12 protein-coding genes are annotated in these 15,224 nt (G+C 55.3%); all 12 read right to left on the bottom strand.

All coding sequences use genetic code 11. The annotated features are described in order from the left end of the window. Positions 1-334: 334 nt before the first annotated feature. Positions 335-1,318, bottom strand: coding sequence for an SDR family oxidoreductase (locus tag HWX74_RS11795; RefSeq protein WP_176014592.1), 984 nt, complete (start codon positions 1,316-1,318; stop codon positions 335-337). 3 nt (positions 1,319-1,321) lie between these two features. Then, positions 1,322-2,608 carry a Vi polysaccharide biosynthesis UDP-N-acetylglucosamine C-6 dehydrogenase TviB gene (gene tviB, locus HWX74_RS11790; RefSeq protein WP_176012329.1) on the bottom strand — a complete coding sequence of 429 codons (1,287 nt, stop codon included), beginning with the start codon at positions 2,606-2,608 and terminating at the stop codon, positions 1,322-1,324. 231 nt (positions 2,609-2,839) lie between these two features. Further along, entirely contained in the window at positions 2,840-3,406 is a 567-nt protein-coding gene (locus HWX74_RS11785) for a transcription termination/antitermination NusG family protein (RefSeq protein WP_176013727.1), read from the bottom strand. Positions 3,407-3,995: 589 nt separating this feature from the next. Next, positions 3,996-5,033: a low specificity L-threonine aldolase gene (locus HWX74_RS11780; protein ID WP_176014591.1), complete on the bottom strand. Its 1,038-nt coding sequence runs from the start codon at positions 5,031-5,033 to the stop codon at positions 3,996-3,998. A 351-nt stretch (positions 5,034-5,384) separates the two neighbouring features. After that, entirely contained in the window at positions 5,385-8,426 is a 3,042-nt protein-coding gene (locus HWX74_RS11775) for a glycoside hydrolase domain-containing protein (RefSeq protein WP_176013726.1), read from the bottom strand. Between the two features lie 14 nt (positions 8,427-8,440). Next, positions 8,441-8,590: a hypothetical protein gene (locus HWX74_RS11770; RefSeq protein WP_176013725.1), complete on the bottom strand. Its 150-nt coding sequence runs from the start codon at positions 8,588-8,590 to the stop codon at positions 8,441-8,443. A gap of 63 nt (positions 8,591-8,653) precedes the next feature. After that, entirely contained in the window at positions 8,654-9,325 is a 672-nt protein-coding gene (locus tag HWX74_RS11765; protein WP_176013724.1) for a type II secretion system protein, read from the bottom strand. 45 nt (positions 9,326-9,370) lie between these two features. Next, on the bottom strand, positions 9,371-10,387 hold the full coding sequence (locus HWX74_RS11760) for an IS110 family transposase (protein WP_176014518.1): 1,017 nt from the start codon (positions 10,385-10,387) through the stop codon (positions 9,371-9,373). A 306-nt stretch (positions 10,388-10,693) separates the two neighbouring features. Next, positions 10,694-11,728 carry a GntR family transcriptional regulator gene (locus tag HWX74_RS11755; protein WP_176013723.1) on the bottom strand — a complete coding sequence of 345 codons (1,035 nt, stop codon included), beginning with the start codon at positions 11,726-11,728 and terminating at the stop codon, positions 10,694-10,696. A gap of 373 nt (positions 11,729-12,101) precedes the next feature. Beyond that, positions 12,102-12,722 carry a MarC family protein gene (locus HWX74_RS11750; RefSeq protein WP_176013722.1) on the bottom strand — a complete coding sequence of 207 codons (621 nt, stop codon included), beginning with the start codon at positions 12,720-12,722 and terminating at the stop codon, positions 12,102-12,104. After that, positions 12,712-13,788 (bottom strand): Gfo/Idh/MocA family protein, encoded by a 1,077-nt coding sequence (locus HWX74_RS11745; RefSeq protein WP_176013721.1) that lies wholly within the window; start codon positions 13,786-13,788, stop codon positions 12,712-12,714. Before HWX74_RS11745 ends, HWX74_RS11750 begins: the two co-directional genes overlap by 11 nt. Further along, positions 13,788-15,110, bottom strand: coding sequence for a DegT/DnrJ/EryC1/StrS aminotransferase family protein (locus tag HWX74_RS11740; protein ID WP_176013720.1), 1,323 nt, complete (start codon positions 15,108-15,110; stop codon positions 13,788-13,790). Before HWX74_RS11740 ends, HWX74_RS11745 begins: the two co-directional genes overlap by 1 nt. Positions 15,111-15,224: the final 114 nt, after the last annotated feature.

Genomic DNA, 15,224 nt, shown 5'->3' with positions numbered 1-15,224 from the left:
GTGAACGGAATAGCTATCGCGGCGATGGTTTATAATTTCTTGTCGTGTGATATCTTTGGTTTATATATTTCCGCATGAATCGGAGATCGTAAACCAAAAGCCTCTCAAAAGTTGGATTTTGATTTTATAGCACAATATATCCAAAACACATCGTCATTCCTTGCAGCTCTTAAATCAGAATAATTGCTGCTTGGATTAAGTAATGACCGATGACACTATCCAGATCCTGCAAATGATTACAAATACCCAGAATTACGCTTATGGTTTCCGTAGAATGATCACGAGAAGTGCAAACCGATTTATTCGCCGAAACATTAAAAATGGAAACAGAAACTCATAGATTTTCGAAATACCACCGAGTAGCGAACTTTAAGCCCTGACGCATATTATATTCCGGCTTATACCCCAACCGCTTCCTGGCCTTGTCGATGCAGGCCAGACTGTGCGGAATGTCGCCGGCGCGGTTGGGACCGTATTGCGGCTCGACTTTGGCTATCTCCGGATCGAATTCCGTCAGATATTCGCGCAGATATTTGAAAAGCTGATTCAAGGTCGTGCGTTCGCCGAAGGCCACGTTGTAAACCTGGTTGACCGCTTCCGGCCGATCCGCCAGCAACGCCAACTGATTGGCCTGGATCACATTATCGATGTAAGTAAAATCCCGGCTGTAACTGCCGTCCCCGTTGATCACCGGACTTTCATGTTTCATCAGACTCATCACAAACTTCGGAATCACCGCCGCATAGGCGCCGTACGGATCCTGCCGACGGCCGAACACGTTGAAATACCGCAGCCCGATCGTTTCAATCCCGTAAGTCTTACTGAAATTCTCGGCGAACAGCTCGTCGACATATTTGGTGATCGCATACGGGCTCAACGGCCGGCCGATCTTGTCTTCCACTTTGGGCAGGCTCTTGCTGTCCCCGTAAGTCGAAGAACTCGCCGCATAGACGAAACGTTTGACTTTCGCTTCCTGCGCCGCAAAGAGCAGATTGACAAAGCCGCTGATATTCACTTCCGTCGATGTCATCGGATCTTTGATCGAACGCGGCACCGATCCCAATGCGGCTTCGTGCAGCACATAATCGGCGCCGTCGACCGCCTGGCGGCACACCGCCATGTCCCGGATGTCGCCCTCGATCAAGGCGAAAGCCTTATGCGAGGCGAACGGAGCCAGATTTTCCCGCCTGCCGGTCATGAAGTTGTCCAGAACCACCACTTCGTTGTTCTGGGCCAACAGCGTTTCCACCAGATTGGAACCGATGAAACCGGCGCCGCCGGTCACCAGGATTCGGGAATTTTCAACTCGCTTTTTCATCATTTACAACCGTCCATCCACCGCTTCTTTGGGCAGCAGCCCCTTGATATCGAAAACCACGGCATGCGATTTCTGAAACCGGCGGAAATCGAGCGTCGCAAACTGGCGGTGGGAAACGGCCAGCACAATGGCATCGTACTCGCCGGGTTTCAGTGCCGACAGCTCCCGGACCGAATCCAGATCGTATTCGTGCCTGACCTCTCCCGGATCGGCCCAGGGGTCATAAATATCGACCCGGCAGCCGAACTCTTCCAGACCGCGCACCACATCGACCACATGAGAATTGCGGATATCCGGACAATTTTCCTTGAAGGTGATCCCCAGCACCAACACTTTGGCATTGGCCACCTTCTGTTCCTTTTTGATCATCAGTTTCACCACCTCGGTCGCCACATATTTGCCCATGCCGTCGTTGATGCGGCGGCCGGCCAGAATCACCTCAGGCAGATATCCCAGCGCCTGCGCCTTGTGGGTCAAATAATAAGGATCGACGCCGATGCAATGGCCGCCGACCAGGCCAGGCCGGAATTTCAGAAAATTCCATTTGGTGCCGGCCGCTTCCAGCACTTCGCTGGTGTCGATTCCGATCAGATGAAAGATTTTCGCCAATTCGTTGACGAAGGCGATGTTCAGGTCGCGCTGAGAGTTTTCGATCACTTTCGCCGCTTCGGCAACCTTGATGCAGCTGGCCCGGTGGGTGCCGCTCTGCAGAATGCGGTTATACAACGCATCGACCAGTTCGGCAGTCTCCGGCGTCGAGCCGGAAGTGATTTTCAAAATCCTGGTCAGCGTATGTTCCTTATCGCCCGGATTGATCCGTTCCGGACTGTAACCGCAGAAGAAATCGACATTGTATTTCAAACCGCTGAACCTTTCCAGGACCGGAACGCATTCCTCTTCGGTACAGCCGGGGTAAACGGTACTTTCGTAAACGACGACCGCACCCGGTTTCATCGCTTTGCCGACCGTTTCGCTCGCTTTATACAGCGGCGTCAGATCCGGACGATTGTACTGATCCACCGGGGTCGGCACCGTCACGATGAAAACATCACGGTCTTTCAAATCCTCCGGATTGCAGGAATATTTCAAATATTTCGCGGCTTTCAGATCTGCGGGTGAAGTCTCCAGCGTCGTATCCACACCGTGGCGCAACGATTCCAGACGTTCCGCTTTCACATCGAAGCCCACCGTGTCGAACTTCTTGCCGAATTCAACCGCCAACGGCAAGCCGACATAACCCAGACCGATCAGCGCAACTTTGATTTCACCATTTTGGAGCTTCTGTAACATCTCAATCCATCCCTCGCAATTAAAAAAATAGAATAAAATTAATATCAGCTTAACAGGAAAGCCAATAAATTATGAATAGCCTTGAAAGATTTTTTATTTGTAAGCAGAATCATCCCAAAAAATCGTGAAACAGCAAAGACAGGACCGTTTCCCGTCAAAAAACCACGGAATTACCCGGATTTTAAGCAAAGCTGGAATTCGCCGCCGGCAGTTTCATCGATATTGCGCAAGCTATTGAATCGCTTCGATATCCATCAGTTCGTAAACAATCGTCGCAGTGTAATTGACTTCGGTCAGGGCAATGATGACTTCAAATTTATTTTTCCGCTTTTTGACGACCCCACGCCAGCCTTCGAATCTCCCATGCAGCAGGCAGGGCGTCCCTTCCTGCAATTCGGGCTTGAGAATCAGTTCATGCGTTTCGGCTTCCTGCTCGATTTTCCTGATGAGATTCAGCTCATCAATCAATAAAGACTCCAATTCCGGCTGCCGGTTCAAAACCCGAATCACCGACCTTTCATAACCGATCGCCCGCTTCTCCTCCGTCTCCAGAGCGGCAAAAATGTACCCGGGAAACATCGGCAGATAGGCGGGCTTTTCATAATTATACCGCTTGCCGTAAGCGTTGGTGGCGGAATTTTTTTTGATCACCCGCCGCAGCGGCAGGTAGTGCGGAATGCCGTGCGACACCAGATAATTCCTCATCTTGATTTCATTTCGCGCCAGCGTCCAAACCGGACACCAGATACGATTTTCAATTTTGAGAATCGGTCCGTCTATATGATTTGATTCTTCCATCAAGCAATCTTTATTAAAGCGGCCTCGAACCGGGAGGTAATCCTCCCATCTTCAAGCCCATACCCGGAAAATCGCCCATCTTGGCACGCCACAGCATTGCAAATCAAACTTCCGTTCCATCTGCAATGCCATCTTTATATTGATTAACAACAAGTTAATCCAATAACGCCTCAGCGATTCCAGCTGGAACAGCGCCACGCGGCCATCGACCGAAAGTTACATGACAGCCCATTCCATCTTTTCCACCCGCCAGCCGGTATTGTTTCGCGATTTGCAGCCGGAGTTAAGCAAGCATCCGCATCATCCATAACTGCAGAACCGGTTTCAATATACTGCCGCCAGGCTAAAAGTCAAGATGGTCAAATGATTTTTATGAACTAATAAATTCCGGCATTTTTCATCCATATCATGATGAAAATTCAGCGCTTACATTGGCAATTAGGCCAATAAACACTAATAAAAAATCTTTTACAACCCAAGACAAGCCCTAACGCCAATCGCCTTTCTTCCTCCGGAAACCTGAAGATTTTCTCACCGCCGGCGGCCGCCCTCACTGCCGCATTTTTTCATAACGAAGAGCGGCATGGCGCTATTCCGCCAGCCCCTGCTTCAAATCTTCCAGAAAGCGGTCCACCGTTTCCGGCGAAGTATTCCAGGAGCACATGAATCTGGCACCACCGGCGCCGATGAAGGTGTAGAAAAGCCAGCCGCATTTTTTGAGATGCGCCATCGCTCTTTCCGGCAGTTCGACGAAGACCGAATTGGCCTGGCGCCGGAACATCGGCGCCCTCCCCAGCCGGAGCATGCCCTCGGCCAGCCGTTCCGCCATCGCATTGGCGTGTTTCGCGTTCGCCAGCAGAACGTCTCCGTCCAGCACCCCCAGCCATTGCGCCGCCATGAAGCGCATTTTGGACGCGAGTTGTCCAGCCTGCTTGCAGCGAAAATCGAACTCCCCGGCCAATTCCCGGTTGAAAAAAATCACCGCTTCGCTGCCCAACAGACCATTTTTCGTTCCCCCCAGCGACAGTACGTCGACACCGCACTCCCAGGAAATTTCCCGCGGCTTTACCCCCAGTTCCGCCACCGCGTTGACAAAACGCGCCCCATCCATATGCAGCCGCAAACGGTGTTCCGCCGCCGCCGCCCCCAACGTCTTCAACTCGTCAACGCTGTAAACCGTTCCCAACTCAGTCGCCTGGGTCAAACTGACCACCCGCGGCCGGGGATAATGAATGTCCCGGCGCTTGCGCACCACCCGTTCGATATCCGGCACCGTCAGTTTGCCGCTGCCGGAGCCGGCGTGCAGCAATTTGGCGCCGTGAGTAAAAAATTCCGGCCCGCCGCATTCGTCGGTTTCGATGTGGCTGACCGCCGTACAGACAATGCTCTGATAAGAACGGCACAGATGCGCCAGGGCCAAACCGTTGGCCGCCGTCCCGTTGAAGACGAAGAAAATTTCACAATCCGTTTCAAACCACTCCCGCAGTTTCTCACAGGCCAAAGCGGTCCAGCGGTCTTCGCCATAAGAAGCGGCGCTGCCCTGGTTGGCTTCGGCAATCGCCGCCAAAGCCTCCGGACAGACACCGGAACAATTGTCACCGACCAACTGTTGAAAATTTTCACGCATTTTTCCGTCCTTTCCGACTTTGCGGCCGCCGGTTTTCTTCCAGTTCGGACCACGAATCAGCCAGCCGCAGACCGAACACCCGGCTTCAGCGAACGATTCCTGGGCGGCGTTTTGAAAACAAAACAATATTAACTTCCATGAGCCGCAACTCCAAAAGTCGTTCGACAGCTTTCACTCGATTCGGGTAATGTAGGCGTTTTTCCGTATTTTTCCAAATTCTCCGACACCGTTATGCAATAAAAACCCGACAGCCGAAACGACCGCCGGGTTCACCTTGCCGGTTATTTTTCTTCACCGCCGGGAATCCTCCGGCTCACCGGCGCCAGCCCGTGCCATCGCCCGCAGCCAGCGCTATTTACCGGCCGGTTTGCTTTCCCGAAATTCAAAACGGGGCGGCAGTACTTCAAATTCCATCGCTTCGACCGGACCGGCCGGTTTCACTCCGGGAACCTCAAGCCGCAACTGCCAGCGTCCCGGAGTCAGGCCGGCGGCCTGCAAACGAATCCGGCAACGTCCCGGCGCGGACAGCGGCGCCTCCGGCAATGTCAATTCAATGCCGGCCGGTCCCAACAATTTCCCGGTCAGCACCGGCCGGAACAGCCCGGACGGATAGCAGACGTCCGCCAGCAACGTCAAGGTGTCATCGCCGGATACTTTGTCTTCGCCGCCACGCCATGCGACCGTCGCTTGCAACGGTTGCACCGGCAGCGGCAAATGCTCGATTTCCCGGTCGCCGCAACGCAGCACCAATTGCCACTTCGAACCGATATCCGCGGCCGGCACGACAAAAGACAACGCGAAACTGCCGCCGGACCCGACCGGCAAAGCATCAGCAGCTTCTCCAGCCGCATTTTCAACGGCCAGAACGGCGCCGGCCGGCACCTCCTGCTGCAGCAAGCCGGCCAACCGGTTGGGTCCCGGATAAACAGCCGGCAACGCCAGTTGCGCAAAAGCCCGACTGGGAGATTGGCCGGAAAAACAGACGCCGCCCCAGAACTCCCGCTGCTGGAAACTCCAATCCACCCTGCCCCACGACGTCAATTGATCGCGCGTGTGGAACTGCCGGGCGAAGTTGAACCGCCACTCCGTTCCCGGCGACGGCATACCGGGCAAATCAAAATACTCCCACGGCAGAAAGCCTTCCACGGCGATGCCGCCATCCGCATCAAGCGGCGACCGGACCAGAATCTCACAATCCGGTATCGGCACGCCCCGACCTCCATGCATCAGCGTCCGACCCCCGGCGGAATTGACCGTCAGCTGGTAGCTGTCCTCCTGCTCCGGAACCAGAAAGAAGAATTGCAGCGAATCGTCCCGCCACAGTTCCGGATCATCATTTTGGCGCTGCCTGAGAAAAGGCTCTTTCGCCGTCTGCAGACCGGCGTCGGCGGCAAAATAGAGACCGTCATAACCATAGCACAAATAAGCCGCAGCATAACTCGGGGCGAACGATTTGAACTCTTCTTCACTGCTGCATTTGGCCCGGATGGCATTTTCCTGCTGCAGGATATAAGGAATCGCTCCGGTTCCGTCGCCGTAGACCGGTTCTTCGTGCCGGCCGTCCAGTCGAAGCGGCGAGGGAGTCTGAAACAACGCCATAAACTGCGGCAGCCCGTCGTTCTTTCCAGTCCCGTCGGCGATCCGTTCCACCGTTAGCGCCGGAGTGCCGCCGGCGGCAATTTCATTTGCCAGTTGTCCGGATAACTGTTGTTGCGCCCGCTCTATCGCGGTAAATATCTTCCACCGCCGCAAATCGATCTCGCGATTCGGCACCAGACACTGCCAGGAACGGAAGCGGGTGCCGTTGATCGGGATGTCGGCGGTAACGTCCTGCAAGGTTTTCTCCGCCATCTGGGCGGCGGTGTCATTTCCCCGTTTCCGCAGTTCACCGGCCGACTGCTCCAATAATTTACAGGCCGCCAGATCGAGCCGGCCGTCGTGGAAACGTTCCATTCCCCGCGTCGTAACCACGCCGCGGCCGGTCAAGATGCTGTATCCCCAGAAAACGGTGGAGTTCTTCCGTTTTCCCGTCCACAAATCCGCCCATTGATGATGCCCTCTGGAACCCAGCCGCTGCTGCAGCAAACCGGCGGCCAGCCGGGAAATGTCGTAGTTATAAGTCCAGACCTCCGCGCCATCCCGCCGGGCGTCCGCCCAGGCCTGCTCCGTCCAGCTGTTGTACTGCCGATGCACGATCCGGTCGCGATGCCCGCGATCCACTTCCACCCGGCGGTTGTAACCGATGTCGTTGTCGATCACGGCAATACGCTGCGGGCAGACCTCCTGGAGAATCGGCAGGAAGAAATCGTATCCGCGCTGCTGCCGGGGCCCGTTGCCCATCTCTTCTTCGGGGAAAAAGTACCAGTCCGGCCAATTCTCCTTTTCGGCGGTTTCCAGCAATTGCCGCAGAACCGGCCGGAAATAATCAGCCGAAGCCGGGTGAAAAGCGTCCGGTTCCGCCGGGAGCGTCGAATTTTGTCTCGCCACCGTATTGCACCACCAGGTGATCGGCCGCAAATCGATAATCAATTTGCCATTCAAACCGGCCCGGCGCATCGCCGCGGCAAACTGCGACAACTCCCGGAAATCGGCCTGCACGTTGCCGTCGGCCAACTGCAAGCCCGGTGCAACATGACATAAAACCACAGAATTCAACCGCCGGCTGCGATAAAAGCGGAAAAAATGATCGAGGTTTTCCGGAATCAAGCTGGCAGGAGCCATGTTGACGTAGATCCCCCGGTCGGTTTCGATATGGAAATGGCCGGGGACGAAAAAGCCGGCCGATTCCGTCAGTTCCGGCAGCCGAAACGCCATCACCCGCAGCCGCAGCGGCAAACGCAAACTGCCGTTTGCCGACTCGACCCGCAACGTTCCCCGGTAAATGCCCGGCCGGGCGCCGGCCGGAATATCCACAAAGACCATCAGGGGCACAGCGGTTCCGGCCGGCAGGGCAATCCAATCCGGCTTGAGCAGCGGTTCGGTCAACACCCGGTTTTCCGGGTTCAACGCATTATCGATTGCCTCCAGAACGGTCAGGTTCGCCGCCGGGATCACCGCCCCGTCAGCTACCAGGTCACTGACTTCCAGAGTCAGGTTCCGTTGCGGCTGCCAGGCGTACAGTCCCAGCAGAGCCGTGTAATAATCGCCGGGCGTCCCGACCAGGTCCAAGTGCCGCACCAACGGCTCCGGCAACCGGAACCGGTCGCCAAGCGGGCTGTTCAAGTCCATCGCGCTCAATGCCATGCCGGCAGCCTCTTCGTCGGCATTCCACGCCATCGCCGGCAAGGCAGCCGTCAGGCGGCGACGGCTCAACTCCCCTGCGCCGTCGGTATTCCAGAAGGCCGGTTCCGCGGCGCTTGCCGCCAATCCGAGCATACAAAAAAAAAGAGACAAAATTTCTTTCATCATCATCCCAGCCCTAACCAGTTTAATTTTTCCGACCCCGCTCCCGGCGGCGCCGCCACGGCAGATTTTTCCCCGCCCGCCATACCACATTCGAAAACTTCACACATGAAACGCTCCAGCGTCTCAAAGTCGATCCGGTAGGTTTTCTCCATTGCCATCCTATTTCCTGTAAATATTATCCCATTGTTTTCCAATGCATATTGCAGCATGAAATATTAATTGCGATCAATCCGGACTCCGTTCCGAACATAGGTTTTGTATCCCAATTCGAAGGCCTCATCGGCGTTGTAATTGGCAACATGACCGTCAAAAAAATGAATATTGGCCTTTTGCCTGTGGGCCAGGTTCAAAGCCCCGCTGGCCACGATCGAATAGAGCGCCGACGACTGCTTGTTGGAGGCGGGATTCAAGCTGTCGGCAAACAACGGCAGTTCGCTCGGATTGTCGATCTTGTCCCAGAAGCCGAATTTCGCCGCATACGAATCGTTCGGATCTTTCGGCTGCCGGGTCGAGAATTTCATCGTGGAACCGTCATGGCCGTAGTGAATGCCGTAGGTGGTGTAAAAAATATCGCCGCTGTCGGGATCCTTCGGCGCCGGCGCCGCCGGACAATAAATCGATTTTTTATACGGGCCGTCGATCTTGCGATCCATCAACACTTCCCCCCAAGTCCCCTGCTTGGCGGAATAATAGGCCGGAATTTCTCCATCATTGTCCTCGGCATACATGATCAGAACAAGTCCGATGTTTTTTTGATTGTTCGTACAGGAAATGGCAACCGCCGCCTCTTTCGCCTTCGCCAATGCCGGCAGCAACATACTGGCTAATATCGCAATGATTGCAATCACTACCAGCAATTCAATTAATGTAAATCTAAACTTCTGCATGTTCCGTCTCCCATGATAAATTTCCACTTCGATGTCGAGAAAAACTCAATTTTTTACGAGCTTGAATTGAGTAAAATTCTCAAACATCCAATTGTTTTTTAATGTTCTATACACGATATCGAGGAATTTGCGAGCCAAGGCGATATTGGCTTTCGCACCTCCCCGCCGACTTTTTACCGATTCATGAAAGGCATTGAGATACGGGCTGTAGCGTTTGGCGATCAAAGCGCATTGCACCAAAGCGGTTCTGGCGATCTTGCTGCCGCTCTTCGTGATTCTTCCGTGGCAAACCGTGTCATTTGAATTGCTCACTCTGGGGACGATTCCGATATAAGCGGCCAACTGCTTTGCCGATCGGAAATCAGCGATATTGCCGATGGTTGCCAACAGGATCGCCGCACCTTTCGAGCCGATTCCCTTGATGGATTTCAGGTTGTCGAAGCCGTCCATCTTGCTGCCGTGATCCTCAATCGCCTTATCCAGTTTTTCAATGCTTTTGTTCAGACTGCGAATCTGTTCGACAACCACCAGCATTTCCGTGTCGGTGATCGGGTCGAAGTGATAACTCAATGCTTTCAAAAGCCCTTTCTCCGTGGACAGTTCTTCCCGTTTCAGCACGATGAAGTTAGCTGCTAACAGATTGTTGACTTTGTTTTTCAATACGGTACGCAACTGAACCAGTTTTTCCCTGGTCTGCGTCAGACTTGAAATTTTCGCCTGCAAATCGTCTTTCACTCTTACCTCCGGGAGCATATCCTTTTCCAGGAACTCCGCCAACACTTTTGCGTCATGTTTGTCCGTCTTTTTGGTGGACATGCTGATGACTTTGAACTGTGATGGATTCACCACCACCAGTCGCCCGACATGAGCTTTCAGCGAGCTGCAAAACATGAACGTATTTCCGGTCGCCTCCACCGCCATCGCCGTGTTCGGACCGAGCATTGCGGCAAAGCCCTTCAGTTCGGTAATCTCACACTTGCCGATTTTCCGTTCTTCCCCATTTACCCGGATGCAATAAGTAAAATTGTTCCGGTGCAAATCCACTCCAACAAAACTTGTCATCATTCTCTGCCTCCATTCGTTTTTCACGAATCGAAGCGGAACTGCTGTCACGGCCTCACCATCCTCCCATACAGAGTAGTCGATTAATCAGTCGCTCTCTACGGTGGCGCTCTGGTTTACAGATCTGACTAATCTCCTTTCCGGGGTCGTCATCGTTTCTGATGCGCCTCATTGAAACATTCAGTCTGCAACCTGTCCGCTTCCAAACGTGTAAGTTAATCGCCATAAATTACACGCAGAAAGCTGATTCCGCGAACGTCAGTTATTTATCATACCATCTCCTTTGGTTGATTTTGTTCCGGATTTTTATCTCTCCATGCTTCTTTTGTTTTCGCCGCCCAGGCTGTCGACAAATTTTACATGAGCTTCGAAAATTCTGGAAGCATATTCACCGATATCGAAATTGAAATAACGGATATTCGGGTAAGTCGCCGCCGGAATCAGATGGCGGGCGCCGGCCACGGCGATCGGTCCGTCGAAGCGGTATTCCGAATAGATCAGAAAGGCTTTTTCGATACTGGGGACAAAATGCGGCGAAGTGATGATCGAACATTTCCGCCGTCCATACATCCGGAAGTGATCGCCCAAAAGCGGAACCGCATCAAAATCATTTGCATGCAAAGACATATGCAACTCTAGCGGCCGATCGTGCCGGCGGCAGGCCAATTGAATGCCGTGATAAAAATAATACGGATTGCCGCCCGCCTGCAGCGGCTTACAGATCGCCACCACCGGCCACGAGCTATTCCGGCACAGGTATTCCGCCGCCTCGAAACTCAACGCCTGCCAGTCGAATTTCACCTGCGGCCCGCACGGCTGCTCCGGCCGGTCGCCGATCAGCAGATAAGGAATTTCCAGGCGCTTCAGCAGGTACTCATGCACCGTATTGACGAAACCGTCCACCCACAGGATATCGGTGCCGGACTGGCGCAAATTTTCCATCGTCCGCTCGTTGAAAAAATCACCGGTAGTCAGATAGCGCACCGATAGCGACAATTCCGCGGCATTGGCCAGCTGCGACAACGCCGACGCCAGATATTGTTCATAACTGTCGGGGGCATTGACCATATCGATGAACAGCAAAGTGATATTGCGGCAGCAATTTCTGGCCTGACGCTTTTCACCGCCGGCTCCGGGCCGCACGAACGTGCCGGCGCCCCGCCGACTCCGGACCAGACCGCTCTTTTTGAGTTCCTCCAACGCCTGCCGGGCAGTCTTTCTGGAAATCCGGTGCCGTTCCACCAGCTCCGCCTCGGTGCACATCCGCGTTCCCGCCGCAATTTCGCCGCTGAAAATTTTTTCCCGGTAATATTGTGCCAAATCCTGATACTTGAAACCCATCGCTCGTCCTTTGCTCTAGCCAGTCAACGCTGTTCTTATGGAAGAGTATAGCAAAAAAAGGAATTGAAATCAAGACATTCGCTCTTCTTTTTGGTATATTTCTTCAGGAACAAGGCATAAAAACAATCATAAACAATTAGTTATAAACACAATAAACAAGATATTAGAAGAGCCTGCAAAAAGTCGACTTTGTTACCAAAAGTGCTTCTTCCGGTCTCTTTCCGGTACACTTTGTCTCTTTTCCGACTGAAAATTTGCGGTCATCGGACGGCGAATCCGACAGAAAGCGCCGGCCGGAAAAGACACGGTCCGGAAACGTCAAATTTTCGACATTTCCGGACCGTTCGGTGTGAGTGCGAACTCAAAGTAAGTCTCAGAGCCCGGGCCAGAGCCCCCGGATGCCGGCGGCGATCAGCTGAACCGCCAGCGCCACCAGAAACAACCCGGTCAATTTGCTCAGCACTGCCAGGCCGCGCCGTTTGAGCAGCGTTTCAATCGCGTTGGCGTAGTAGAGCATCAGGCCGATCAAAGCGATCGCCAGCACAATCCCGGCCAGCTCCAGCAGAATCCGCTTCGGTTCGCCCTGGGAACCTACCCCCATCACCAGCAGCGCGCCGATGGTGCCGGGCCCGACTGCCGTCGGCGTCGCCAGCGGCACCACCGCCGGATCGTTGTCCGGTCCGCCGGACTGCTCGCCGCCGGCCCGGATTCCGCCGACGGCGCCGCGCACCATCTCCAAACCGCTCAGCAGCAGGACCAACCCGGCGCCGACCCGGAACGCGTCCAGCGTAATTCCCAGCCCCCAGAAAATTTTATCACCGATAAAGTAGAGTGCCAGGCTCAAAATCAGAATCGCCGCCGTGGTTCGCAGCGCCAGATTTTTCCGGGCCCGCAACGGCATGCCGTCGGTGACGCCGGCAAAGACCGAAAGGACGAAAAACGGCGCCATCAGGACGAAAATTTTGACCAGGACGCCGACCACCTCAGCAACCATCCACCCTTCTCCATTCACCGCCGGCCCGCGCCGAGGCGTGCGCCGCCTCGCAAACCCGCAAATTGTGCACCGCCCCGCGACCATCCAGCGGCTGGCCGGACAAGATACTGCCGGCATGCGCCCGGATCACCGCTTGATAAATATTACCTGCCGCCGACGGCCGCAGGATAGTGACCTTGCCGTCTTTTTCCAGTTCCAGCCGCGGCTGAAACGGTTCTCCCGCCGCTCCGGACAATTGAAACATCGTTCCATAGCCGCGCAAGACCGCCTTCGAACCGTACAGTTCGTAGCCGAGGTTGCCGAGCGTTCCGGCCAGCCCGCCGCGCCGGTCGCAGAAGCTGACCCGCACCGAGATATTCCGGCCGTCCGCCAGCGCCAGCCGGATCAGCGCGCCGTTTTCGGCCGCAATCCGCATCGTCCGCGGATAATAGACCGCCGCCACCTCGACAATAGACTGCTGCAGGAGGTCTTCCGCCAGGTAAAAGCAATGAGTGGCGACATCGCCGATCGGACCGCCGAGCTCTTCCGGTCTGGAACAGCGCCACGAAGCCGCTTCCGCCGCCTCATAGCCATAGGCGAATTCCATATGGAAGCAGGCATCGTCGATGTCGCCCAGAGTTCCGTCGGCCGCCATTTGCCTGGCCCGGACATTCAACTGCTGGTAAACCATCATATGATCGACGCTCAAGCTCAAGCCGGCCGCCGCCGCCCGTTCACAGACTTCTTCCGCGGCCGCCGCCGTCGTCGCCAGCGGTTTTTCGACGATCAGATGCCGCTGGCGGTCCAGCGCCTCCAGCGCCAGCGGCGCATGCGACAAGTTGTTCGTCGCGATGAAGACCGCTTCGACCGCTTCATCCTGCCAGACCGCCGCCAGCGACGGATACCAGCGCAGTTGCAACGCCTCGGCCGCGCCGCGCCGGTCGGGATTGACATCGAAAGCGCCGATCAATTCCGCCTCGGCCAAACCGTCGAAGCGGCTGCGGTCCAGGCCGAATCCCTCCCTGGCCAGCCGGTTTTCGGCGATGCCGCCGAAACCGACCAGCGCATAACGCACCTTGCGACCCATCAGCGGCCCCGCTTCATGTCGCGGACCGCTTCGACCACCGCCTGCGCCTGATACCGGAGCTGTTCCGGCGTCAACGGATAGAGCGGCAAATGCGTATAGGAGTGATAGAACATCTCCTCGGTGCGCGGACAGGTCGCCGCGATGGCATTCTCATCATAACCGAGCTGCTTCATGATGCGGAAACGGTACATCGGACCGAAGTGGGTGATATTGGTCAACCCGGCTGCCGCCAGTTTGGCCGACAGCGTTTGAATGTCGCCGTTGACCTTTTTCGGATCAATGCGCAACAGATAGAGATGATGGGTCCCGTAAGTGTCGGCGGTGTCGGTTTTTTCCACCAGAATGCCGGGCTCCTCGGACAGGACGCCGTTCATATATTCCGCCGCCTGCCGGCGCATGGCGATGATCGCGTCCAGCCGTTTCATCTGCAAACGCAACCCCAGCGCCTGCAACTCGGAAGCCGAATGGTTGCCGGGAATCTGAAGTTTGCCGAACCGATCGGTCAACGGAGAAATATCGTACAGCCAATCCTTGATTTTGCGGGTGAAATCCAGCCCGAGGAAACGGGCTTGCGCAAATTGTTCGCCGCAATCGAGGTTGGTCAGCAGTAGCCCGCCCTCGCCGAACGAGTTGATATTCTTCACTTCGTGGAGCGAAAAACCGCCGAAATGACCGATCGCGCCCAGCTTCCGTCCCCGGTACGCCCCGCCCATGCCGTGGGCGGCATCCTCCATCACATAGATGCCGTGTTCGGCGGCCAATTCCATCAGCGGCGCCATATCCACCGGGTAGCCGCCGAGGTGGACCGGGACTATCATCCGGGTTTTCGGCGTGATTTTGCGCGCCACATCCGCCGGATCGAGGTTGATCGTCTCCGGGTCGATGTCGGCGAAAACGATCTTGGCGCCGATGCTCAGCGGATAGGCCATCGTCGCGATGAAAGTCACCGCCGGCATGATCACTTCATCGCCGGCTTGCAGCCCGGACAGTTTGTAGGCGATCTCCATGCCGGCGGTCCAATTGCTCAGGAGACAGGCATACCGGCAATCGAAATAGTTCCGGGCTTCCGCCTCCGCCGCCTGCACCTGCTGCCCCAGCGTCAGTTTCGTCGCCGTCGCCGCCTCCCCGCTCAGCGCCTGCAACGCACTCTCCACCGCGGCCAGACGCTGCCGCCAGGCCGCTTCATCGCCGCCGGGCGGCAGCAGGAATTTCACCACTTCCAGCACATCGCCGGCCCGATAAAACTCGCCGACCGCATGCCACGGCACCTTGGCGGCGCCGACCGCATAACGAAAATCCCCGGTACTTTTTTCTTTTTCCATGGCAACACTCCTTGTAAAACAGGGTTAAGGTTCGTAAATTTCTTCCATAACGATAAAACTGTTTTTGCTTTTTTAAAATGAATATTGTATTATAAAAGAGAGTTTTCAGTCAAA

This window comes from Victivallis sp. Marseille-Q1083, from assembly GCF_903645315.1.
Classification (GTDB): domain Bacteria; phylum Verrucomicrobiota; class Lentisphaeria; order Victivallales; family Victivallaceae; genus UMGS1518.
Note: the sequence above shows the minus strand (reverse complement) of the source record. Positions and strands in the feature narration are given on the sequence as shown.

What these genes read in the sequence shown, in the direction of transcription:
- HWX74_RS11755 (WP_176013723.1), bottom strand. Translation starts at nt 11,728, where the DNA reads ATGGGTTTCAAGTATCAGGATTTGGCACAATATTACCGGGAAAAAATT.
- HWX74_RS11740 (WP_176013720.1), bottom strand. Translation starts at nt 15,110, where the DNA reads ATGGAAAAAGAAAAAAGTACCGGGGATTTTCGTTATGCGGTCGGCGCC.
- HWX74_RS11760 (WP_176014518.1), bottom strand. Translation starts at nt 10,387, where the DNA reads ATGACAAGTTTTGTTGGAGTGGATTTGCACCGGAACAATTTTACTTAT.
- HWX74_RS11785 (WP_176013727.1), bottom strand. Translation starts at nt 3,406, where the DNA reads ATGGAAGAATCAAATCATATAGACGGACCGATTCTCAAAATTGAAAAT.
- HWX74_RS11750 (WP_176013722.1), bottom strand. Translation starts at nt 12,722, where the DNA reads ATGGTTGCTGAGGTGGTCGGCGTCCTGGTCAAAATTTTCGTCCTGATG.
- HWX74_RS11745 (WP_176013721.1), bottom strand. Translation starts at nt 13,788, where the DNA reads ATGGGTCGCAAGGTGCGTTATGCGCTGGTCGGTTTCGGCGGCATCGCC.
- HWX74_RS11770 (WP_176013725.1), bottom strand. Translation starts at nt 8,590, where the DNA reads ATGGAGAAAACCTACCGGATCGACTTTGAGACGCTGGAGCGTTTCATG.
- HWX74_RS11765 (WP_176013724.1), bottom strand. Translation starts at nt 9,325, where the DNA reads ATGCAGAAGTTTAGATTTACATTAATTGAATTGCTGGTAGTGATTGCA.
- tviB (WP_176012329.1), bottom strand. Translation starts at nt 2,608, where the DNA reads ATGTTACAGAAGCTCCAAAATGGTGAAATCAAAGTTGCGCTGATCGGT.
- HWX74_RS11780 (WP_176014591.1), bottom strand. Translation starts at nt 5,033, where the DNA reads ATGCGTGAAAATTTTCAACAGTTGGTCGGTGACAATTGTTCCGGTGTC.
- HWX74_RS11795 (WP_176014592.1), bottom strand. Translation starts at nt 1,318, where the DNA reads ATGAAAAAGCGAGTTGAAAATTCCCGAATCCTGGTGACCGGCGGCGCC.